At 71.6% G+C, this 22142-nt stretch carries 16 protein-coding genes, 1 tRNA gene and 1 pseudogene; 13 read left to right on the forward strand and 5 right to left on the reverse strand.

The annotated features are described in order from the left end of the window. Positions 1-9: 9 nt before the first annotated feature. The 3 genes from OG329_RS30235 to OG329_RS30245 all read left to right on the forward strand — a co-directional run bounded on the left by OG329_RS30235 (position 10) and on the right by OG329_RS30245 (position 1970). The gene (locus OG329_RS30235) at positions 10-1467 is read left to right on the forward strand and encodes an MFS transporter (RefSeq protein ID WP_405799560.1); all 1458 of its coding nucleotides are present in this window, start codon (positions 10-12) and stop codon (positions 1465-1467) included. 101 nt (positions 1468-1568) lie between these two features. Continuing rightward, on the forward strand, positions 1569-1733 hold the full coding sequence (locus tag OG329_RS30240; protein WP_405799561.1) for a hypothetical protein: 165 nt from the start codon (positions 1569-1571) through the stop codon (positions 1731-1733). Between the two features lie 3 nt (positions 1734-1736). Next, on the forward strand, positions 1737-1970 hold the full coding sequence (locus OG329_RS30245) for a hypothetical protein (RefSeq protein WP_031231688.1): 234 nt from the start codon (positions 1737-1739) through the stop codon (positions 1968-1970). Here the strand turns inward: OG329_RS30245 and OG329_RS30250 are convergent. Next, on the reverse strand, positions 1949-3199 hold the full coding sequence (locus tag OG329_RS30250; RefSeq protein WP_405799562.1) for a glycosyltransferase 87 family protein: 1251 nt from the start codon (positions 3197-3199) through the stop codon (positions 1949-1951). The genes OG329_RS30245 and OG329_RS30250 overlap by 22 nt on opposite strands. A 119-nt stretch (positions 3200-3318) precedes the next feature. Between OG329_RS30250 and OG329_RS30255 the strand changes: the two genes are divergently transcribed. Both OG329_RS30255 and OG329_RS30260 read left to right on the forward strand, forming a co-directional pair. After that, positions 3319-3391 (forward strand) — tRNA-Ala (locus OG329_RS30255). A 108-nt stretch (positions 3392-3499) separates the two neighbouring features. Then, complete coding sequence (locus OG329_RS30260; RefSeq protein WP_405799563.1) at positions 3500-4399, forward strand: putative RNA methyltransferase; 900 nt, start codon at positions 3500-3502, stop codon at positions 4397-4399. A 28-nt stretch (positions 4400-4427) separates the two neighbouring features. Here OG329_RS30260 and OG329_RS30265 read toward each other — a convergent pair. Both OG329_RS30265 and OG329_RS30270 read right to left on the reverse strand, forming a co-directional pair. Beyond that, positions 4428-6018: pseudogene (locus OG329_RS30265) on the reverse strand (NADH-ubiquinone oxidoreductase-F iron-sulfur binding region domain-containing protein). Then, positions 6015-7559: a hypothetical protein gene (locus OG329_RS30270; RefSeq protein WP_405799564.1), complete on the reverse strand. Its 1545-nt coding sequence runs from the start codon at positions 7557-7559 to the stop codon at positions 6015-6017. Before OG329_RS30270 ends, OG329_RS30265 begins: the two are co-directional and overlap by 4 nt. 546 nt (positions 7560-8105) lie before the next feature. Between OG329_RS30270 and leuS the strand changes: the two genes are divergently transcribed. From leuS to OG329_RS30300, 6 genes are all read left to right on the forward strand, one after another. Continuing rightward, positions 8106-11006: a leucine--tRNA ligase gene (gene leuS, locus OG329_RS30275; protein WP_405799565.1), complete on the forward strand. Its 2901-nt coding sequence runs from the start codon at positions 8106-8108 to the stop codon at positions 11004-11006. 212 nt (positions 11007-11218) lie between these two features. Beyond that, on the forward strand, positions 11219-12055 hold the full coding sequence (locus OG329_RS30280) for a hypothetical protein (RefSeq protein ID WP_405799566.1): 837 nt from the start codon (positions 11219-11221) through the stop codon (positions 12053-12055). 278 nt (positions 12056-12333) lie between these two features. Further along, positions 12334-13179, forward strand: coding sequence for a DegV family protein (locus OG329_RS30285; protein ID WP_405799567.1), 846 nt, complete (start codon positions 12334-12336; stop codon positions 13177-13179). A gap of 614 nt (positions 13180-13793) precedes the next feature. Beyond that, a complete protein-coding gene (locus OG329_RS30290) occupies positions 13794-14465 on the forward strand; it encodes a helix-hairpin-helix domain-containing protein (RefSeq protein WP_405799568.1) in 672 nt (223 codons plus the stop codon). Further along, positions 14462-16975, forward strand: coding sequence for a ComEC/Rec2 family competence protein (locus OG329_RS30295; RefSeq protein ID WP_405799569.1), 2514 nt, complete (start codon positions 14462-14464; stop codon positions 16973-16975). The genes OG329_RS30290 and OG329_RS30295 overlap by 4 nt, the downstream gene beginning before the upstream one ends. A gap of 279 nt (positions 16976-17254) precedes the next feature. After that, the gene (locus tag OG329_RS30300) at positions 17255-18136 is read left to right on the forward strand and encodes a YceI family protein (RefSeq protein WP_405799570.1); all 882 of its coding nucleotides are present in this window, start codon (positions 17255-17257) and stop codon (positions 18134-18136) included. A gap of 151 nt (positions 18137-18287) precedes the next feature. Here OG329_RS30300 and OG329_RS30305 read toward each other — a convergent pair whose 3' ends face one another. After that, complete coding sequence (locus tag OG329_RS30305; protein WP_405799571.1) at positions 18288-18536, reverse strand: hypothetical protein; 249 nt, start codon at positions 18534-18536, stop codon at positions 18288-18290. Between the two features lie 81 nt (positions 18537-18617). Between OG329_RS30305 and holA the strand changes: the two genes are divergently transcribed. Next, positions 18618-19604 carry a DNA polymerase III subunit delta gene (holA, locus tag OG329_RS30310; protein ID WP_405799572.1) on the forward strand — a complete coding sequence of 329 codons (987 nt, stop codon included), beginning with the start codon at positions 18618-18620 and terminating at the stop codon, positions 19602-19604. 200 nt (positions 19605-19804) lie between these two features. Here holA and rpsT read toward each other — a convergent pair whose 3' ends face one another. Then, positions 19805-20071, reverse strand: a complete 267-nt coding sequence (rpsT, locus tag OG329_RS30315; RefSeq protein WP_405799573.1) for a 30S ribosomal protein S20 — start codon at positions 20069-20071, stop codon at positions 19805-19807. A gap of 201 nt (positions 20072-20272) precedes the next feature. Between rpsT and lepA the strand changes: the two genes are divergently transcribed. Further along, on the forward strand, positions 20273-22138 hold the full coding sequence (lepA, locus tag OG329_RS30320; RefSeq protein WP_078077404.1) for a translation elongation factor 4: 1866 nt from the start codon (positions 20273-20275) through the stop codon (positions 22136-22138). The last annotated feature ends 4 nt before the right edge of the window (positions 22139-22142 follow it).

The raw sequence follows: 22142 nt of genomic DNA on the forward strand, positions 1-22142 counted from the left end.
CTCGCGGTCATGAGAACCCCCTCACCGACCACCTCGTCCGGCACCCCGGTACTCAGTAAAGCCGGTGGCACTGACAGACGGCCGGGCCCGCTGCTCGGCGTCGTACTCGCCGCGCAGTTCATGGCCCTGCTCGACACCTTCATCGTCAATGTGGCCGCGCCTACGATCCGTACCGAACTCGGCGCCTCCGGGGCCGGGTTGCAACTGGTCATCGCCGGTTACACCATCATGTACGCCGTCCTGCTGATCACCGGCTCACGGCTCGGCGAACTGCTGGGCCACCGCCGCGCCTATCTCGGCGGGCTCGCCGTGTTCACGGCGGCGTCGCTCGCCTGCGGACTGGCCGCGGGCACCGGCCAGTTGATCGCCTTCCGGCTGGTGCAGGGCGCGGGCGCGGCGCTGCTGATCCCGCAGGTGCTCAGTCTCATCCAGCGTGAGTTCACCGGCGAGCGGCGGACCCGGGCGCTGGGCGCGTACGCGGCGGTGCTCGCCACCGGCGCGGCGGCGGGACAGGTCGTCGGCGGAGTGCTGGTCAGCGCCGATCTCCTGGGGATGGGCTGGCGGCCGGTGTTCCTCGTGAACGTCCCCGTCGGTGTGGCGCTGTTCGTCCTCGGTGCACGGGTACTGCCGGACGACCGTCCCGCGTCCGCGGACCGGACCCGTGGCCTGGATCTGCCGGGCCTCGTACTGCTGGCCGCCGCCGTCTCGCTGTTCACCGTCCCGCTGGTCCTGGGGCAGGAGCAGGACTGGCCCCTGTGGACCTGGCTGGCACTCGGAGCCTGCGCCATGGCCTTCGGCGTCTTCCTCGCTTACGAGTCCCGGCTCGCCCGACGCGGCGGCGCCCCGCTCATCGAGCCGCGGGTGCTGCGTATCGCGGGGATGGGCCCGGCCGCCCTGCGGATCACCACGTCGATGGCGGTGAACTCGGGCTTCCTCTTCGTCCTCACCCTGCACTTCCAGGGCGGCCTCGGACACGGCGCGCTGCGCACCGGGCTGACCTTCGTGCCGACGGCCGTCGCTTTCGGAGCGGTCGGCCTGACCTGGCGCAACTGGCCGGCCCGCCTCCAAAAGAGGCTGATCCCGGCCGGGTTCGCGCTCGTCGCGCTGTGCGCGGTGGGCATCGGACAGGTGCTGCGGGGCGGCGGCGACGGCGGGGTGTGGATGTACGCCGCGTTCCTCGGCACGGGCGCGGGCCTGGCGCTCGCGTTCAGCCCCACACTGACGGGCGCGCTCGCCCACGTCCGTAAGGAGGACGCGGCGGACGCGAGCGGACTGTTGGTGACCGTGACCCAGCTCGGCCAGGTGATCGGCGTCGCGACCTTCGGCACGCTGTTCCTCGCCCAACTGGACGCGGCGGGGCCCGCCGCTTCGGGCGAGGCCCTGTGGGTCGTCTCGCTCGCGCTGGCCGGCGCCGCGGTCGTCGGCGCGGTGACGGCAGGTCCCCGACGACGGCAAAGGTCGCGCTGAAGGCAAAGGCCCGGCCTGATCATGGTGTTGTCCTTGCCAAGCCGTGACAGAATCGGACGGCCGGAGGGGGACGACGGCACGGATGGGGAGGAGAGAGCGCGATGCCCGCCAGCAGCATCGACACGGTCGGTGAACTGCTCGCGGTGGCGGAGTCGGTCAGCGGCCTGAGCTGCCCTTCGTGCGGTTCGTTCCATGTGGCCCAAGTGCTAGGCGACAACGGCGGAGTGTCCTACGTGTGCACGGCCTGCGGCCACTGCTGGAGCTGAGTGATGGGTGCACACAGGAGAAAATGCGACTGGTGCGGCAGCGGCACCCCCATCGTCCGGGACATGGATCCGCTCAACGCCTCGTTCCAGTACTGGTGCGAGGAATGCGCCCGCGCGCTCATCATAAAAGGCGACCCCATCGAGACCTACCGGGAGTTGGAGGGCGAGCCCATCTACGGGCGGCTCCTGGACGAGCACTGCACGCTCAAGCGCTTCTACTCCTTCGCCACCGCGTAATCCGCCGGCGCCCGCTCCTTGTCCGCAGGCGCACGCTCGTCGCGGCCGACGACCGCCAGGTAGACGAGCAGCCCCAGCGCCATCGTCGGATAGAGCGCCGTGAAGACCATCTGCGACCGGTTCTGGGCGAGTTCAAGCCGTTCGGCCGCGCCGTGCGGTACCCGCCACAGGGCGTACGAGCAGAAGGTCATCCCCATGGCCGCCGCCCACTCCGTCCTGCCGTGCGCCACCAGGAGCAGCACCATCGGCACGCACCACACCCAGTGGTGCGACCAGGAGACCGGGCTGATCAGCAGTGCCGTGGCCGCGCAGGCCATGGCGGCCTCCGCCGTCCTGCCGCGTCGCGCGGCGCTCACCGCGACAGCCAGCCCGGCCACGGCGACCACGGTCGCCACGGGGAGCCACCACTGCGACGGATCGGTGGTGTGCAGCGCCCGCGCGAACACTCCGCGCAACGACTGGTTCGCGGCGCCCTCGACGCGCCCCACCCGGTCCGCCTGGAAGACGATGTCGGTCCAGAAGCGGTAGGAGTCGGACGGCAGGACGACGGCGGACGCGACGCTCGCGGTGAGGAACGCGCCCACCGCCACGGCCGCCTTCCGCAGCCAGGGGTTCCAGCCGGCCTCGCGGAACCGCAGCAGGCCGGTGATCAGCAGCATGACGGCGAAAAGCGCCGGGGTCAGCTTGATCGCCGCCGCGAGACCGATGCCGACGCCCGCCCAGCGGTGGCCGTCGCGGCGTGTGAGGTCCCACAGGACCAGGACGCCGATCAGCAGATTGATCTGCCCGTAGCGCAGGGTCGTCCACACCGGTTCGCACCAGACGGCGATCGCGGCCACCCACAGCGCGGCACCGGGCCGCACCGCGTCGCGGAACGTCAGCTTCAGTGAGAGGTGGACGAACGCGACGAGGAGCAGGAGATTGCCCACCGTGGCGAGGGTGCGCATCTCCGGGACGGGCAGCAGGGTCAGCGGCGTGAACAGCACTGCCGCGAACGGCGGATACGTCGTCGGCAGACCCGCGCGGGTCGCGCGCATCGCGTAGAGGTCGAGCCCGTCGAGGACCGTGCGGCCCTCGGCCCGGTAGACCATTAGATCGATCATCGAGACCGCGGCGAGACGCTGCGCGATCCAGAATCCCGCGAAGGACAACAGACAGACACCGGCGCCGACGAGGGTGGACCGCCGAGTGGCGGTGACTCGCGTGAGCACGAGAGTGGATACGGTCACGAAGGGTGACAGTAGCAGTCCTATCGGTGCAAATCGGAAACGATTTGGCGGTGGGCCCGAGGGACCGTGTAATGTTGGCACCGCCGCCGAGGGGATACCCGAAGTGCGGTACATCACAAGGGGCTATAGCTCAGTTGGTAGAGCGCCTGCATGGCATGCAGGAGGTCAGGAGTTCAATTCTCCTTAGCTCCACATCTCAGAAGTTCCCGTCCGGACGCCGCGTCCGGGCGGGTTCTTCTCGTTGACAGCCCCTTCTTGTCGACAGCCCTTCTCGTCGACAGCCCGTCGCGGAGGAACGCCGTGTCCAACTCACCCGCCGCGCCCGGCCTTTGGCACCGGCTCCTCGATGTGCTCAGGTGCCCCCTGTGCGGCGGACCGCTCGCACCCCCGCACGGCGTCCCGGCGTCCTTCCCGACCCTCCGCGGGGTCAAGTCCCTGCGCTGCGCCGAGGGTCACTCGTTCGATATCGCCCGGCAGGGCTATCTCAGCCTGCTGACCGGCGGCGCGAACGCGGCGAACGCCGACAGCGCGGACATGGTGACGGCCCGGACGCTGTTCCTGAAGGCCGGCCACTACGAACCGCTCGCCCGCGCGCTGGCCGGGACCGTCGCCGAGCTGTGCCCGGCCGACGGCACCGTCATGGACGCCGGGGCGGGCACGGGGTACTACCTGGCGGCCGTCCTCGACGCCCTGCCCGAAGCCGTGGGACTGGGCCTCGACGCCTCCAAGTTCGCGCTGCGCCGGGCCGCCGGGGCCCACCCGAGGGCCGGTGCCGCGACCGGCGACATCTGGAAGCCGCTGCCTGTCGTGAGCGGCGCCGCCGACGTCGTGATCAACGTCTTCGCGCCCCGTAACGGTCCGGAGTTCCAGCGCGTCCTGCGGCCGGACGGCGCCCTCGTCGTCGTCACCCCCACCGCACGCCACCTCGCGGAACTCCCCGCCGGCCTGGGCATGTTGTCGGTCGACGCCGCCAAGGAGGACCGGCTGCACCGCACACTGTCCGGTCACTTCCGGCAGGAGCGTACGGACGTCGTGGAGCGGGAGGTCGCCATGACGGACCAGGACATACGGAATCTGATCCTCATGGGCCCGAGCGCGCACCATCTGAGCGCCGAGGACGTGCACCGCAGCGTCGCGTCGCTGGACACACCGCTCCCGGTGACCGTCTCCTTCCTCGTCTCGGTCTACCGGCCGCACTGACGACCGGCCTCCTTAAGAGGCGAGCGGGTCAGCGCCCGCTGCCCAGGGCCTTCCTGCCGCCGCCCGGCATCAAGGCCGCCGGACCGCCCTGCCGCGCGGCGCGCTGCGGCGCCGGCTGCTCGATACGGAGCGCCAGCGCCGGGCAGCGCCGTACGGCACGCTGGGCACGGCCGCGCAGATGCATCGGTACGGAGGCGTCGGCGAGCGCGGGATAGCCGTCCGGGCCGAGCCGGATCAGCTCGGGCACGATGTCCGCGCAGAGCCCGTGCCCCTGGCAGAGCGTCCACGGCCAGCTTCTCGCCGCTCGGGACGGACTCCTCGGCGCTCCGGTAGCCGGGCCCCGGCAGCGGCAGCACACCGGTGGTGTCACGCCCGCAGCCGCCGTCCAGCACATGCGCGGCGAGGTCGTCGGTGAAGGCGGAGAGGGTCGACATGAAGAACCGCGCGGACCCGTCGGGGTGCTTGCAGGCTCCCCGCCCCCGTACCGCCTGAGTCACCTCGCGCAGCGCCTCCAGGGCCGCCGGACCGCCCCCGTTCAGCACGTCGCTCAGGCCGCCCGCGGCGGCCGGCAGGCCGAGTTTGCAGGGCCCGCACTGACCGGCGGTCTCGGCGGCGAGCCAGTTGGCCACCCGCAGCGCCTCACCGAGCGGGCAGGTCTCCGGGCCGATCGGCAGGATCGCGCCCGCGCCGAGCGAACCTCCTACAGCGGCGAGGGATTCGCGAGAGACGACGGCGTCGTGCGCGGCCACGGAGTCGATCCAGTTGCCGTGGTAGCCACCGGTCAGCACGCCCTGGGGGAGCGGCGGCGCCCCGGCGAGCTGGAGCACGTACCGCAGCGGCACTCCGGTCGGCACCTCCACGACCATCGGGCGCGCGACGGCGCCGGAGACGGTGAGCATGACCGTGCCCGGCTCCGCGTCGAGCCCGGTGTGCCCGTAGCGGCGCGCGCCGATCCTGGCGCCGATGGCCAGTTGGGCGTACGTCTCGGCGTTGGACAGCAGCGTCGGGGCGCCCCCGACGCCGGACTCGGCGGCCCGCTCGCGGCGGCCGGGCGGCAGGGCGGGCCCGCCGTTCGCCGCGCGGATGACGGACGACGCCTCGCCGGAGACCATGCGCTCCGGCGTACGGACCACCCGCGCCCGCAGGGGCTGCCCGCGCCGGTCGGACAGGCCGCGTTCGGCGAGGGCGGCCCGCATGGATATCTCCGTGGAGTTGCGGGTGACGGCGACGACCAGGGTGCGTGCGCCCAGCGCCTCGGCCGCCAACAGGGCGCCGTCGAGGATGAGATGGGGCGCGCGGTTGAGCAGCACGGTGTCCTTGCGGCACGCCGGTTCGCCCTCGCTGCCGTTGATGACGACGACGGGGCGCACCCCGCGCCGGATCGACGCCTTGGCGACGGCGCGCAGCTTCTTGCCGAAAGGGAAACCGGCGCCCCCGCGTCCGCGCAGGGTGATGTCCTCGGCGAGTCGCGCGAGCAGTTCCCCGGTCAGCGGCTCCAGCGGCCCGTGCACCTTCAGGTGCATGGAGAGGTCGAGTCGTTCGACGAGGTCGAATCCCTGTGTCAACTGGGGAAGGCCGACGACACGGACTTCGGGGACATCGGGGAGAGGGGCGTTCACGGTCGGTCTCCTGCGGGTGGGTACCAGGGTTCACCGGCACTCGGGGTTCCCCCGCCGTTGGCGGGATGCTGCTGGAACGTGTCGTCCGACTGCCGGTACGGATCGGCTTGTTGGTACAGGTCGGGCCCTGGCGCGGCGTCGGGCTGTGGGTAGGGGGCCGACTGTAGGTACGTGTCCGACCGCTGGTTTGTCTCAACCCGCTGGTACGTCTCCTGCTGCTGGTAGTCCTGTTGGTACGGGTCGGCCGGGGCCGGGGCCGGGGCATGGGCCTGGACGGGAGGCGGGGGCGACGGTGTGGGCCACAGACCGGCCCCGGCCGCCGACGGCTCGCTGATGACCGGTATCTCCTCGGTCATGGGGACGCGTTCGGCGTACGGGATCGTGCTCGACGTCAGCGGGTCGGGCGGGCCGGGCGGGCCGCCGAAGGGTGCGGGCGACGGCGTGGGCGCCGGTGTGCGGGCCGGGGGTTCGGCGCCGAGCGAGACGGCCCGGTAGCCGGCCGACAGGCCCGTACCGGCGCCTGTACGCGTCCCCGGGGCGGCGAACGTGTCCGCGAACGGGTCGGCGAACGGGTCGGCGCCCGGCGGGCGCCCCGCCTCGTAAAGAGGAGGCGATGGCGGGGCGATGCGCGGTGGGACACGCGTCGCGCCCAGCGGCGGCCCGAGCGGCACCGCCGACGCCGGCGGAGAGGCCGGTGCGGACGCGGGCCGCGGGCGCGGGAACCGCTGCTCGAACTCCACCCGCGGCATCCCCGCCGTACCCGGCAGCGGTTCGCGGTCCAGGTCGCGGTTCGGGTCGCGGCGCTCCGGCCGGTCCGGCCGGTCCGGCTCGGGAGTCTCCCGTACACCACCGGTCAGCTCGAGGATCGTGTCCGCGATACGGCGCCGCACCGGACGCGGCAGCAGTCGTACGGAGACGGCGCCGATGACGGCGATGAGCGCCAGGCAGTACAGGGTCATCACCCAGGTCGCGGCGGCACGTCCCGCGTACAGCCCGTGCATCAGCGCGAAACACCAGGCCGGATACGCCAGCATGTGCAGCGCGCGCCAGCGGCCGGCGATCTTGCCGGGGACGGCGAAGGCACTGCGCAGCGCACCGGTCGCGGCGGCGGTCACCATCAGGAATCCGGCGAGCGAGCCGAAGCCGATCAGACCGTTCGTGCCGGTGATTCCGAGGCTGAAAGGCAGTACGGCGCCGATCAGCGCCACGTGTCCGAGCGCGATCTTCACCGTGGCGTGCAGCAGCAGGAAGCCGAGAGAGGCCATCGCCATGAACCGGTGGATGCCCTGGGCGAGCAGCCGGTGACGCGGGGAGAGCAGCAGCCGGTCGGTGGCTATCAGTCCCCAGGCGACGGCGGCCGTCAGGGACACCAGCGAAAGAACGCCGGTGGTGAAGTCGAGCATCGCGCGGAATCCGTCACTCCCCGCGACGGCGAGGAGGGGGACGAGAACGAGTGCGGCGACCCACAGCCCGCCCCGGACCGAGCGGCCCATGCCGTGGCTCGGGGGAAGCGAAGAACGGATCTTGCTCTGGAGATTCATAGGGGCGACTCCGAATGGCTCGGCAAAGCGGTCCCGTTGCCGCATGCTAAGTCGCTCCATACTGGGCAGTACGCTTTTTGCAGGTTTACCGAGGGGATTGAGTGTCAACTGCCCCTGGGGATGCCCCGGATCGGGTTGATACGCGGAGTAATCCGGGCTCGAAGGTTCGATGAATCACATAGGGGTTGTTGGCCTGTTCCCGCTTCGAACGATCCTGTATGGCCGTCGAACGGCCCGTCATCGTCGTCTTCGGCTCTGACTTCGTCGCCGTTGCGAATTCGCCGCAGTCGCAGTCGCAGCCGCCGCCGCTGCCCCCCCTCGTGATAGCCATCGCCGACGTCCCGTCCTCCGATCCGCCGTGCGGGCGCTGTGCCCGCTGCGGTACCCTGCCCCCATGCGTGCCGTACGCCTTCTGCTTAGCGAGCCGCGCTGATCAGTACCGACGGATGACAGACAGATCCGGTCGGAATCAGCGTGGCTGCCCCCTCCTGTGCGAGGGGTTTTTTCATTCCCGCGGCAGAGACGATCGATGGAGCTTCAGAGGACATGAGCGAGACGAATCCGGCCGCCGCCGGCGCGGAGACGACCGCGCCGACCGCGCCGCACCGCTACACGGCTGCCATGGCCGCCGACATCGAGGCACGCTGGCAGGACTTCTGGGACGCGGACGGCACCTACGAGGCGCCGAACCCGACGGGTGACCTGGCCGGCGACCCGGCCGTCGTCGCACGCCCCAAGAAGTACGTCATGGACATGTTCCCGTACCCCTCCGGTACCGGACTGCACGTCGGGCACCCGCTCGGCTACATCGCCACCGACGTCTACGCCCGCCATCAGCGCATGAGCGGCTACAACGTGCTGCACACGCTGGGCTTCGACGCCTTCGGCCTGCCCGCCGAGCAGTACGCGATCAGCACCGGCACCCACCCCCGGGTGTCGACCGAGGCCGCCATGGAGAACATGACGCGGCAACTGCGCAGGCTGGGCCTGGGACACGACAAGCGGCGCTCGGTCGCCACGATCGACCCCGAGTTCTACCGCTGGACCCAGTGGATCTTCGTACAGATCTTCAACTCCTGGTACGACCCGGACGCCGACAAGGCTCGCCCGATCACCGAGCTGGTGGCGCTGTTCGAGAGCGGCGAGCGCGCGACGCCGGACGGCCGGAGCTGGCGTGAGCTGACCGACAGCGAGCGGGCGGACATTCTGGGCGAGTACCGGCTGGCGTACGCCTCCGAGGCCCCCGTCAACTGGTGTCCCGGCCTGGGCACCGTCCTGGCCAACGAGGAAGTCACCGCCGACGGACGCTCCGAGCGCGGCAATTTCCCGGTCTTCAAGTCCAAGCTGCGCCAGTGGAACATGCGTATCACCGCCTACGCGGACCGGCTGGTGGACGACCTGGACGAGCTGGACTGGCCCGAGGCCATCAAGCTCCAGCAGCGCAACTGGATCGGGCGCAGCGAGGGCGCGCGCGTCGACTTCCCGGTCGGCGACGCCGGTGCCATCACCGTCTTCACGACCCGTCAGGACACCCTGTTCGGGGCCACGTACATGGTCCTGGCGCCGGAGCACGAGCTGGTCGAGAGGATCGTCCCGGCCGGCTGGCCCGAGGGCACGCACGACGTATGGACGGGCGGCCACGCCACGCCCGCCGACGCCGTCGGCGAGTACCGCAAGCAGGCGGCGTCGAAGTCCGACGTCGAGAGGCAGGCCGAGGCCAAGGACAAGACGGGCGTCTTCACCGGGGCGTACGCGACGAATCCGACCAACGGCGAGCGGATCCCGGTCTTCATCGCGGACTACGTCCTGATGGGATACGGCACCGGCGCGATCATGGCCGTCCCGGCCCATGACAGCCGTGACTTTGCGTTTGCACGCGCTTTCGAGCTGCCGGTGCGCTGCGTCGTGGAGCCGACGGACGGCCGGGGCACCGACGCCTCTCAGTGGGAGGACGCGTTCGTCGCGTACGACGCGAAGATCGTCAACTCGTCGTCCCCCGCCCTCACGCTGGACGGGCTGGGCGTCGTCGACGCCAAGGCGAAGATCACCGAATGGCTCGTCGCCGAGGGCATCGGCGAGGGAACCGTCAACTACAGGCTGCGCGACTGGCTGTTCAGCCGGCAGCGCTACTGGGGCGAGCCCTTCCCCGTCGTCTACGACGAGGACGGCATCGCGCACGCCCTGCCCGAGTCGATGCTGCCGCTGGAACTGCCCGAGGTGGACGACTACTCGCCGCGCACGTTCGACCCCGACGACGCGGACACCCGGCCCGAGACGCCGCTGTCGCGCAACGAGGACTGGGTCGACGTCGAGTTGGACCTGGGCGACGGCAAGGGCGTACGGCGCTACCGCCGCGAGACCAACACCATGCCGAACTGGGCCGGTTCGTGCTGGTACGAGATGCGCTACCTGGACCCGCACAACACCGAGCAACTGGTCGACCCCACCGTCGAGCAGTACTGGATGGGCCCGCGTGAGGGCATGCCGCACGGCGGCGTCGACCTGTACGTGGGCGGCCAGGAGCACGCCGTACTGCACCTGCTGTACGCGCGCTTCTGGTCCAAGGTGCTGTTCGACCTGGGCCATGTCTCGGCGGTCGAGCCGTTCCACAAGCTGTACAACCAGGGCATGATCCAGGCGTACGTCTACCGCGACAGCCGCCGCATCGCGGTCGAGGCCGCCGAGGTCGAGGAGCGCGAGGACGGCTACTGGTACCGGGGCGAGAAGGTCACCAGACTGCTCGGCAAGATGGGCAAGTCCCTGAAGAACGCGGTCACTCCGGACGAGATCTTCGCGGACTACGGCGCCGACACGCTGCGGCTGTACGAGATGGCGATGGGCCCGCTGGACGTCTCGCGGCCGTGGGACACGCGCGCGGTGGTGGGCCAGTACCGGCTGCTCCAGCGGCTGTGGCGCAACGTCGTGGACGAGACGACCGGTGAGGTCACGGTCGTCGACGTCCCGGACGCCGACATCGACGTGACGACGCTGCGCGCCCTGCACAAGGCGATCGACGGCGTCGGCCAGGACATGGCCGCGCTGCGCTTCAACACCGCCATCGCCAAGATCACCGAGCTGAACAACCATCTGACCAAGACGGGCGGGCCGGTCGCCCGCTCGGTCGCGGAGCGGCTGGTGCTGCTGGTGGCGCCGCTGGCGCCGCATGTCGCCGAGGAGCTGTGGCGCAAGCTGGGGCACACCGGCTCGGTCGTGCACGAGGCGTTCCCGGCCGCCGATCCGGCGTATGTGGTGGACGAGACCGTCACCTGCGTCGTCCAGGTCAAGGGCAAGGTCAAGGCGAGGCTGGAAGTCCCGCCGTCGATCTCGGACGAGGAGCTGGAGGCGCTGGCGCTGGGCGACGCGGCGGTGGTCGCGGCGCTGGGCGGCGCGGGCATCCGCAAGGTGATCGTGCGGGCGCCGAAGCTGGTCAACATCGTGCCTGAGTAGACGCCGGGAGCTTTTGTGGGGCTTGCATAGGGTTCGCACGGGTTGTTCGTGGGGCTCGTGCGGGTCTCTGTGGGGCTCGCGCGGGTTTTCGTAGGCTCGGCGCGGGCGCAGGGCTTTCCCCTACGGGCAGTTTGGGGGTTCCGACGGAACCCTCAGGCTGCCCGTTCCGTTTACCGTGGAAGTACCGACGTCGACACCGGAGAGGCATCCACATGGAGGCCGTGCTTTTGATCGTGGCGCTGCTCTTTGTCGCATTCGTGGCCCTGGGCGTGTACGTGAGCGTCAAGGCGGTCCGCGCGGCCAAGCGGGGCGTGGACCGTACGATCACGCAGGCCCGCCGGACCGTCGAGGACACCACCCTGAGAGCCAAGAGCCTCGGGCAGACCGGAGTGACGGCCGAGCTGGCCCAGCTCCGGCTCACACTGCGCACGTCCATGCGCGCCACCCAGGAGGCGCTGCGGGCGAACGAGGCGGAGGACGCCTCGCTGTCGGAGTCGCTGAGCCTCTTCGCGCGGCTGAGTGTGCACGGGCGCGAGCTGGACGACGAGCTGAGGCGGCTGGAGCGGGACCCGGACCGGGCGACGCTCGCGCGGCGCCTCCCCGAGCTGCGGGATCGTACGGAACGGATCACGAAGTCGGCCGATTCGCTGCGGTGGGCGGCGAGGGACCGGGCGCGGAAGTTCTCCGAGGACGAGCTGACGCTTCTGAGCGAACAGATCGACGTCGAGTCGGGCGCGCTGCGGCACTGGTCGGCGGTGGACCCCGAGTCGCGGTCGAACCCGCAGGGGGAGCCGGTGCGCCCGCAGCCGATGGAGTGGCCGGAGCCGGAGCAGACGTCCGCCCCGGAGTCCGCGAGCGGGCCGGAGCGGGCGGGGCAGCGAGGCGGGGGCGCGGCGCGCCCGGCGGGCGTGGAGCCCACGCTCGCCGATCAGACATGGCCCGACCCGCCGCCGGCCGGTGAGGGGCCGCAGGCGATCGAGCCGCCGGACCCCCGGCAGACGACCTATCCGTGGCAGGAGAAGTCGGCGCGTCCGGAGACGACGAACTGATCCGATCTGATCCGATCTGAACTGATCCTGTCTGAACTGAACTGAACTGAACTGAATTGATCCTGAACTGATCTGACGGCGCGCGTGTGCGTGTGGTTGAGCGTCGCCGGACGGGGCACACGCACGGCGGGTGTTGGACCGTCAGAGGTGTGGACCCGTCGAGATGACGAACGTCGAAGCGAGGAAGAGGGCGGAAGCCGATGGGGACCTCTTCGGATTCGCTCGGCGAGGCGGGGCCGGGCTCCCGGCCGGTGGTCGCGGCGGGTAACCTCCCGCTCATGTCCCGCCATGTCGCGATCGTCACCGATTCAACGGCCTACCTGCCGCCGCAGGCGATGGAGCGCCATGGCATCACCGCGGTGCCGCTGACCGTGGTTCTCGGCGACAGGGCACTCGAAGAGGGCACCGAGATCTCGGCGAGATCGCTCGCCCTCGCGCTACAGAAACGGCGCTCCGTGACCACCTCGCGGCCGAGCCCCGAAGTCTTCGCCGCCACCTACCGCGCCGCCGCCGAGGCCGGTGCGACGGGCATCGTATCGCTGCATCTGTCGGCGGAATTCTCCGGGACGTACGACGCCGCGGCCCTCGCCGCCCGCGACGCGCCGGTGCCGGTACGGGTGGTGGACACCGGCATGGTCGCGATGGCCCTCGGCTTCTGCGCCCTGGCGGCGGCCGAGACCGCGGAGGCGGACGGCTCGCTGGACGAGGCGGTGGCGGCGGCCGAGAAGCGGGCCGCCGGGACGTACGCGTACTTCTACGTCGACACGCTCGACTACCTGCGGCGCGGCGGCCGGATCGGCGCCGCGCAGGCGTTGCTCGGCTCGGCGCTCGCCATGAAGCCGCTGCTCCAACTGGACGGCGGCCGGATCGAGTTGCTGGAGAAGGTGCGTACGGCGTCGAAGGCGATCGCCCGCCTTGAGGAGATCGTCGCCGAGCGGGCGGGCGCCGGTCAGGTCGATATCGCCGTGCACCATCTCGCGGCGCCCGAGCGGGCCGCGGCGCTCGCCGACCGGCTGCGGGAGCGGGTGCCGGGCCTGGCCGAGATGCATGTGAGCGAGGTGGGCGCGGTGATCGGGGCGCACACCGGGCCGGGGCTGTTGGGGGCTGTGGTCTCACCGCGCTGAGGTGGGGGACTCCCGGTGGTTGGGGTAGTGGGCGGGGTCGGGGTCGGGGTCAGTGCTGCGGTCGTTGTCGCAGGGCGGAAGCACTCGTTCGGGTGGCCGAGTTATCCACAACTGGTGAGTTATCCACGGTAATTCGGCCTCTTCGGCGGGATCGGGCGGGAGTGCCTACCGTCTGGGGCATGACTCTCCGATCACATTCCGTGACCAGCGGCCCCGGTCGCGCCCCGATGTCCGACGGCCGCGCTCGTCGTTTCTCCCGCACGCCACGCCCGCGCCACCGGCGCGCGGGGACGACACCCGCGACGGCCGCGTTACGCCGCCGCGCCGACGCCCTGTTCGCCGTGACGGCGGCCGGTGCCGCGCCGCCAGGGGCTGTGGGGCTCGCGGACGCGCGGGCGGCTCGGACGGCTGCGACGGTGGGCGCGAGCCCGCCACCGGCTCCGGTCCAAGCCTCGCCGCCGGTGCCGCCGCCGGTTTCGCCGCCGGCGCCGCGACCAGCTCCGCCGCCCGCTTCGCCACCAGTTCCGTCCCCAACTGCGGCCGGGGCGGCGGTCGGTGGCGTCAACAAGCGCGAGCGGGCGTGGCTCGCCGTGCGGGAGCGGTTGCCGTTGTGGGTGCAGCTCAGATGTGGGCTTGAGCCGAAGACCCTCGCCGCGCTGACGGTGGTGCTCGTGGTCGCCGCCGTCCTGGCCGCGCAGCATTTCTGGTCCGGCCGGCCGCAGCCGGTCAGCGCGCCGGAGACGGTCCGTGAAGAGGTGGCCACGACGGGGTCGGCGGGGGAGCCGGGGCCGTCGCCCGGGGCACCCCCGCCTGCCGCCGCCACCGCCGCGTCGTCGGCCAAGCGCGTGGTGGTCGATGTCGGCGGCAAGGTGCGCAGGCCCGGCGTCCACCAACTGCCGGCCGGGTCGCGGGTCACCGACGCGCTGCGGGCCGCCGGGGGCGTCGAGCCCGGCGCCGATCTGACCGGGCTCAACCGTGCGCGTGTGCTCATGGACGGCGAGCAGGTGGTCGTGGGCGGCCCCGCGCCACCCGGACAGGCCGCGCCCGGCGGGGCGGCGGTGGGGCCGGGCGCCGGCGGCGCGGCTCCCGGTGGGGCGTCGGTGAGTCTCAGCACGGCCACGGTGGAGCAACTGGACACGCTGCCCGGCGTCGGCCCGGTGCTCGCGCAGCACATCATCGACTACCGCACCCAGCACGGCGGTTTCAGGTCCGTCGACGAGCTGCGCGAGGTGAACGGGATCGGTGAACGCCGGTTCGCCGACATCGAGCCCCGTGTGCTGCCGTGACCCGCGCGGGTGTGCACACCGCATCGGGGCACCCGCTGGGTGCCGCGGACCCCCGCCAGGAAGGTCCGGCCGATCTGCGGCTGGTCCCGCCCGCGCTGGCGGCCTGGGCCGCCGCGGCGGTGGCGACGGGCGCACCGGGTGACTGGACGGCCGGCGCGGTGCTGGCCGGGCTGGCCGTGGTGGGTGTGCTGCTGGTGCGGGCGGCTCTCGTGGCGCGCCGGGCGGGCGCGGGGCCGGACGGCGTGCGGCGGCGGGTGAACGGGGTCGCTGTCGCCGCTGTGCTGCTCTGCGCCGGCGCGGGGGCGGGGTCCGCCTGGCTGCACGGCGCGGACCGGCACCGGGGCCCGGTGCCGGGACTGGCGGAGCGGTACGCACACGTCACGGTGGACCTGACGGTCACCTCCGACCCGCGCCCCACCAGACCGCGAGTCCGGGGCGACTCGCTCTCGTCGGCGGGCCTGGTCCTGGACGCGGACCTCACGCGCGTGAGGTCCACCGACGGAGCCGTCACCACCCTCCGAACGCCGGTGCTTGTCTTCGCCCAGGTCGGGGCCGGGGCGGAGGTCGGGGCCGGGGCGTGGCGGCGGCTGCTGCCGTCCACCGGGCTCAGGCTGGCCGGGCGGCTCGCGCCGCCGAAGGAGGGGGACGAGCGGTACGCGGCGCTGCTGCGGGTGGAAGGGAGCGGGCCGCCGCAGGTCGTACGGCCGCCGACCGGTCTGCAACGCACGGCCGGAGACTTGCGCGCGGGGCTGCGGGAGGCGACCCAAGGGCTGCCGCCGGACGCCCGTGCCCTGCTGCCCGGACTGGTCGTCGGGGACACCACCCGTATCCCGCCCGAGCTGCACGACGCGTTCACGGCGACCGATCTGTCTCACTTACTCGCTGTTTCCGGAAGCAACCTGACGATCGTTCTCGCTCTGCTCATCGGGCCTCCGGGGCTCGCGCTGAGGGCCGAGCGGCGCGGACTCGCCCCGCGTCTGGGGATCTCGCTGCGGTCGACCGCCGTCTTCGGCGGGGCGCTCACGCTCGCCTTCGTCGTGGTCTGCCGGCCGGAGCCGAGCGTGCTGCGGGCGGCGGCCTGCGGACTGATCACCCTCCTGGCGATCGGCACCGGCCAGCGCAGATCGCTCATCCCGGCGCTGGCCGCCGCCGTCCTGCTCCTCGTCCTGTGGGACCCGGCCCTGGCGCGCAGCTTCGGCTTCGTGCTGTCCGTGCTCGCCACCGGGGCGCTGCTCACCATCGGGCCGCGCTGGAGTGCGGCGATGCGGCGGCGCGGCGTGCCGCCCCGGCTCGCCGAGGTGCTGGCGGCGGCCGCGTCGGCGCAGGCCGTGTGCGCGCCGGTGGTGGCGGTGTTCGCCGCGCGGGTCAGTCTCGTCGCGATCCCCTGCAACCTGTTCGCGGAGCTGGCGGTGGCGCCCGCGACGGTGCTCGGGTTCGCGGCGCTCGCCACCGCGCCGGTGGCGATGCCGGTGGCCGAGTTGCTGGCCCGGTGCGCGGGCTGGCCCGCCGGCTGGATCGCCTCGGTCGCCCGCACCGGGGCCGCGCTCCCGGGAGCCGAGGCCGAGTGGCCCGGCGGCTGGCGGGGCGGGGCGCTGCTCGCCGTGGTCACCATGCTCGTCGTGTGGGCGGTACGACGCATACGGGGGCACCCCTGGGTCGCCGCCGCCTGCGCGGTGCTCCTGCTGCTGGTGGTTCTGCGGCCGGCTCCCCTGACCCGGATGGTCACCGGCTGGCCGCCGCCGGGCTGGGCCCTTGCGATGTGCGACGTCGGCCAGGGCGACGCCATGGTGCTCGCGGCCGGTGAGGGCGCGGGGGTGGTCGTGGACGCGGGACCCGATCCCCAACTGGCCGACCGCTGTCTGCGGGACCTCGGGATCACCCGCGTACCGCTGCTCGTGGTCAGCCACTTCCACGCCGACCATGTGACCGGGCTGCCCGGGGTGCTGCGTGGCAGGAGGGTCGGTGCCATCCAGACGACGACCCTTCAGGAGCCTTGGGAGCAGAGCGCGTTCGTACGGCGCACGGCCGAGGCGGCGGACATCCCGCTGGTGCGTGCGATACCGGGGGAGCGGCGCCGGGTCGGGCCGCTCGACTGGCGGGTGCTGTGGCCGAGGGCCGGGCCGGGGCTGGGTGCGGGCGGGCCGAACGACGCGAGCGTCACCCTGTTCGTCCGGACGGCGGGCGGTACGACGCTGCTGCTGCTCGGAGACCTCGAACCGCCCGCCCAGCAGGGCCTGTCGAGGGACCATCCGACGCTGCCGTCGGTGGATGTGCTGAAGGTCGCCCACCACGGTTCGGCCTTCCAGGACCCCGGACTGCTGCGTACGGCCCGGCCCCGGCTGGCCCTGATCTCCTGCGGCAGGGACAACCCGTACGGCCATCCCTCGCCGCGCACGGTCGGTGCGCTGCGGGCCGGGGGAGCGGTGGTGATGCGTACGGACACCGACGGCGCCGTCGCGGTGACGGGCGCGGGTGCGGGGCTGCGGGCCGTGGCGCGCGGGCCCGCGTGAGGGGCGGGAGGAGGGAGGCGCGGACGGCTCGCGGGGCCGGAGGTGGCCGTGCCCCCCCTGCGGGCCAGGACGAACGACGCATGGTGGGAGGGAGGGACTTAACTGGACGTCAGGTACTTGCGGGTAGGGGACGGTCAAACCCCCTCCGACCATCCGTGTTTGCCCCGAACGGCACAAGAGTGATCGAATGCCTGTTCATGAAGGGTCCGTGTATTCGGCAACGATGTGCTGCCGGGTGCGGGCCACGAGTAGTCCCGAAGGGCACGGGGGTGTGTGGAGATGTTCAGACGCTGGTTCGGCGGGCGCGCGGCCGGTGCCGCGGCGGCCGGTCCGCTCGCGGAGGTGTCGGTGCCGCCCATGGCGGGCGTACTGAGCTGCCGCGTTCTCGATCCCGGCGGTGAACCCGTCAGGCAGGCCGAGTTCGTTCTCAGTGACCGGTCGGGGCGCAAGGTCGTCGGCGGGGAGAGCGATCCGTTCGGCTCGGTCATGGCGACCGTCCCGGCCGGTGACTACCGACTCGCGGTCACGGCCGACGGCTTCACCCCGCACCACGCCAACGCCACGGTGAGCCAGGGCGCGCACGCGGGCCTCGGCGATGTGACCCTCCGGATCGCGGCACCCCCGGCACTTCCCGAGCCGGGGGAGTGGGAGATCGAGCCGACGCACTCCCAGATCGGCTTCACCGCGCGCCATATCGGACTGGCGCGGATCCACGGCCGGTTCAACACCTTCGCCGGCGCCGTGCGGATAGCCGAGCGCATGGACCAGTCGGCGATGCACGTCATCATCGACGCCTCGACCATCGACACCAATGTCCGGATGCGCGACGACCACCTGCGCTCGGCGGACTTCCTCGATGTGGCGAACTATCCGACGCTGGAGTTCTACAGCGACCGTTTCGTCCACCGGGGCGGCGGCCACTGGGGCGTGACCGGTGCGCTGACCCTGCACGGCGTGAGCCGTACGGTGACCCTCGACACCCGCTACCTGGGCATCGGCAGCGGCATGGAGGGCGAGACCCGCGCGGCCTGCCGTGCCACGACCGAGCTGCACCGCGAGGACTTCACCCTCACCTGGCAGACGATGCTGGCCCGCGGCATCGCGGTCGTCGGCTCCAGCATCGCCATCGACCTGGACGTCCAGATCGTCCGCAAGGTCTGAAGCCCGTCCGGCGCCTGACGAGAAGTCACCGGCCGGAAACGGGCCGACGCGCTCAGCGGGCCGCGATGTCCTCGATACGGTGCCGCCGCGCGGCTGCGACATGGCCGGTCAGCAGCTCGACGCGGCTACGGCCGTCGTCGCACGCGTACCGTCAGTCACCGGCTTCGAGCCAGCCCTCGTACTCGGCGGCGAAGGCGTCCAGCGCCGTGGGGTCGAGCCGGGCCCGCGTGTCCTCGATCACGACCAGCCACTGCGCGTCCTCGGCGTCGTCCTCGCCGGCCAGGGCGTCCCGTACGAGCTGAGGCTCCTCCAACACCCCGAAGCGGTCCGCGAGTTCACCCGCGACCTCCTCGGCGGCGGCGCGGTCGGGCAGCACCAGTACATGTCGAACGTCACTCACCCGGCCATTGTCCCGCACGGCAGGCGGTGGTCGGGGCGGTGGTCGGGGCGCTGTCGGTGGGCCGTGCGATGCTGGACCGCGATGGCCACCAGGAAGACTTCCCCCGACGATCCGCTCGCCCCTCTCACGCTCGCCGTGGGCCAGGAGGACCTGCTGCTGGACCGCGCCGTCCAGCAGGTCGTGGCGGCGGCCCGCGCCTCCGACCCGGACACGGACGTGCGCGACCTCCCCTCCGACCAGCTCCAGCCGGGCACCCTCGCCGAGCTGACGAGCCCGTCGCTGTTCGCCGAGCGCAAGGTCGTCGTCGTACGGAACGCGCACGATCTGTCGGCGGACACGATCAAGGACGTCAAGGCGTACCTCGACGCACCGGCCGAGGAGATCACGCTCGTGCTGCTGCACGCGGGCGGGCCCAAGGGCAAGCCCCTGCTGGACGCGGCCCGCAAGGCCGGCGCCCGGGAGGTCTCCTGCGCGAAGACGACCAAGCCCGCCGAGCGGCTCAATTTCGTCCGGTCGGAGTTCCGCGCGCTGGGCCGCTCCGCCACGCCCGAGGCGTGCCAGGCGCTGGTCGACTCGATCGGCAGCGATCTGCGGGAGCTGGCGAGCGCGGTGTCCCAGCTCGCCGCCGACGTCGAGGGCACGATCGACGACGCCGTCGTCGCCCGCTACTACACGGGCCGCGCCGAAGCCTCCAGCTTCACCGTCGCCGACCGGGCGGTGGAGGGCCGCGCGGCCGACGCGCTCGAAGCGCTCCGCTGGTCGCTGTCGACCGGCGTCGCGCCCGTACTGATCACCAGCGCCCTCGCGCAGGGCGTGCGCGCCATCGGCAAGCTCTCGTCGGCGCGCGGCGGCCGGCCCGCCGACCTCGCCCGTGAGCTGGGCATGCCGCCGTGGAAGATCGACCGGGTGCGCCAGCAGATGCGGGGCTGGACCCCGGACGGGGTGGCGACGGCGCTGCGCGCGGTCGCGGAGGCCGACGAGGGCGTCAAGGGCGGCGGCGCCGACCCCGAGTACGCGCTGGAGAAGGCGGTCGTCACGATCGCCCGAGCGGCCCGCGCCGGCCGCTGAACGCCCCTACCGGACAACACGAAGGCCCCGGTACGCCGTACCGGGGCCTTCGTCGTCAAACCTGGTGTGGACCCGCACCCGCGTGGCGAACGCAGTCGTGTACGGATCCGAGAACGCCGGTCAGGAGCGGTAGAGAGGGCCCGCTGAGTCCGTTCCGGCGGTTGAGATCAAGAGTGGATCAAGAATGAGCGAGAACGCGCTCAGCCCTGGAGGGCGGCAACCTTGGACGCCAGCGCCGACTTCTTGTTGGCGGCGGCGTTCTTGTGGATGACACCCTTCGAGGCGGCCTTGTCGAGCTTGCGCGACGCCTCACGGACGGCGGCGTTGGCCTTCTCGACGTCACCGGCGACGACAGCCTCGCGGGCCTTGCGGACCGCGGTCTTCAGCGACGACTTGACGGCCTTGTTGCGCAGGCGCGCCTTCTCGTTGGTCTTGTTCCGCTTGATCTGGGACTTGATGTTCGCCACGAAATGCCTTTTCAGGTTCGATGATCTTTGAATGAGCGTCCGTGCCGAGACGGCAGCAGACACAGCCGCCCACGCTACCAGCCACCGTCCGAACGGCCCAAACCGGGCGCAGCCCCGTACCCATGGGACGATGGAGGCTACGTATCGATCCGATGTCGACCCGAGACGAGACGCCGCGCGTCTCAAGAATCAGGACCCTGCGTGCCCGCGACCCCTACCCACGTGCCCGAGCCCAGCCGTACGGACCCGGCGCTGCTCCGTAATTTCTGCATCATCGCGCACATCGACCACGGCAAGTCGACGCTCGCCGACCGGATGCTCCAGTTGACGGGAGTGGTCGACCAGCGGCAGATGCGCGCTCAGTATCTCGACCGGATGGACATCGAGCGCGAGCGCGGCATCACGATCAAGTCCCAGGCGGTCCGGCTGCCGTGGGCCCCCAACGAGGGTCCTGACCAGGGCACCACCCATGTCCTGAACATGATCGACACTCCGGGCCACGTGGACTTCACCTACGAGGTGTCCCGCTCGCTCGCCGCCTGCGAGGGCACGGTCCTGCTGGTGGACGCCGCGCAGGGCATCGAGGCGCAGACCCTCGCCAACCTCTATCTGGCGATGGAGAACGACCTCACCATCGTCCCGGTGCTCAACAAGATCGACCTGCCGGCCGCGCAGCCCGAGAAGTTCTCCGAGGAGCTGGCGAACCTCATCGGCTGCCAGCCCGAGGACGTCCTGAAGGTCTCCGCGAAGACCGGCGTCGGCGTCGACGTGCTGCTCGACCGGGTCGTCAAGGACGTGCCCCCGCCGGTCGGCGTCGCCGACGCCCCGGCGCGCGCGATGATCTTCGACTCGGTGTACGACTCCTACCGGGGCGTCGTCACCTACGTCCGTGTCATCGACGGCCAGCTCAACAAGCGCGAGCGCATCCGGATGATGTCCACCGGCGCCACCCACGAACTGCTGGAGATCGGCGTCTCCTCGCCCGAGATGACCCCCGCCGACGGTATCGGGGTCGGCGAGGTCGGCTATCTCATCACCGGCGTGAAGGACGTCCGGCAGTCCAAGGTCGGTGACACGATCACCTCCCTCAACAAGGGCGCGACCGAGGCGCTGGGCGGCTACAAGGACCCCAAGCCGATGGTGTTCTCCGGCCTCTATCCGCTGGACGGCTCGGACTACCCCGAGCTGCGCGACGCCCTCGACAAGCTCCAGCTCAACGACGCGGCCCTCGTCTACGAGCCGGAGACCTCCGCGGCTCTCGGCTTCGGCTTCCGCGTCGGCTTCCTCGGGCTGCTGCACCTCGACGTGATCCGCGAGCGGCTGGAGCGCGAGTTCAATCTCGACCTGATCGCGACCGCGCCGAACGTGGTCTACCGGGTGGAGATGGAGGACGGCAAGGAGCACATCGTCACCAACCCGAGCGAGTTTCCCGAGGGGAAGATCGACTCGGTGCACGAGCCCGTCGTGCGGGCCACGATCCTCGCGCCCAGCGAGTTCATCGGCTCCATCATGGAGCTGTGCCAGACCCGCCGCGGCACGCTGCTGGGCATGGACTACCTCTCCGCCGACCGGGTCGAGATCCGCTACACCCTCCCGCTCGCCGAGATCGTCTTCGACTTCTTCGACCAGTTGAAGTCCAAGACCCGCGGTTACGCCTCACTGGACTACGAGCCCACCGGCGAGCAGAGCGCCCAGCTCGTCAAGGTCGACATCCTGCTGCACGGCGACAAGGTCGACGCCTTCTCCGCCATCACGCACCGGGACCAGGCGTACGCGTACGGCGTACGGCTCGTCGCCAAGCTCAGGGAGCTGATCCCGCGCCAGGCGTTCGAGGTGCCCATCCAGGCGGCCATCGGCTCGCGGGTCATCGCCCGCGAGACGATCCGCGCCATCCGTAAGGACGTCCTCGCCAAGTGCTACGGCGGCGACATCTCCCGTAAGCGAAAGCTGCTGGAGAAGCAGAAGGAGGGCAAGAAGCGGATGAAGATGGTCGGCAGTGTGGAGGTGCCGCAGGAGGCGTTCATCGCGGTGCTTTCGAGCGACGAATCGTCGAGCAAGAAGAAGTGACCGC

This window comes from Streptomyces sp. NBC_01506, assembly GCF_045040295.1.
In the GTDB taxonomy this organism is placed as follows: domain Bacteria; phylum Actinomycetota; class Actinomycetes; order Streptomycetales; family Streptomycetaceae; genus Streptomyces.

Bases quoted from the DNA above. Each gene is read 5' to 3' on its own strand.
- OG329_RS30300 (WP_405799570.1), top strand. From the start codon at position 17,255: ATGTTCAGACGCTGGTTCGGCGGGCGCGCGGCCGGTGCCGCGGCGGCC.
- OG329_RS30245 (WP_031231688.1), top strand. From the start codon at position 1,737: ATGGGTGCACACAGGAGAAAATGCGACTGGTGCGGCAGCGGCACCCCC.
- OG329_RS30285 (WP_405799567.1), top strand. From the start codon at position 12,334: ATGTCCCGCCATGTCGCGATCGTCACCGATTCAACGGCCTACCTGCCG.
- holA (WP_405799572.1), top strand. From the start codon at position 18,618: ATGGCCACCAGGAAGACTTCCCCCGACGATCCGCTCGCCCCTCTCACG.
- OG329_RS30240 (WP_405799561.1), top strand. From the start codon at position 1,569: ATGCCCGCCAGCAGCATCGACACGGTCGGTGAACTGCTCGCGGTGGCG.
- leuS (WP_405799565.1), top strand. From the start codon at position 8,106: ATGAGCGAGACGAATCCGGCCGCCGCCGGCGCGGAGACGACCGCGCCG.
- OG329_RS30270 (WP_405799564.1), bottom strand. From the start codon at position 7,559: ATGAATCTCCAGAGCAAGATCCGTTCTTCGCTTCCCCCGAGCCACGGC.
- OG329_RS30280 (WP_405799566.1), top strand. From the start codon at position 11,219: ATGGAGGCCGTGCTTTTGATCGTGGCGCTGCTCTTTGTCGCATTCGTG.
- OG329_RS30235 (WP_405799560.1), top strand. From the start codon at position 10: ATGAGAACCCCCTCACCGACCACCTCGTCCGGCACCCCGGTACTCAGT.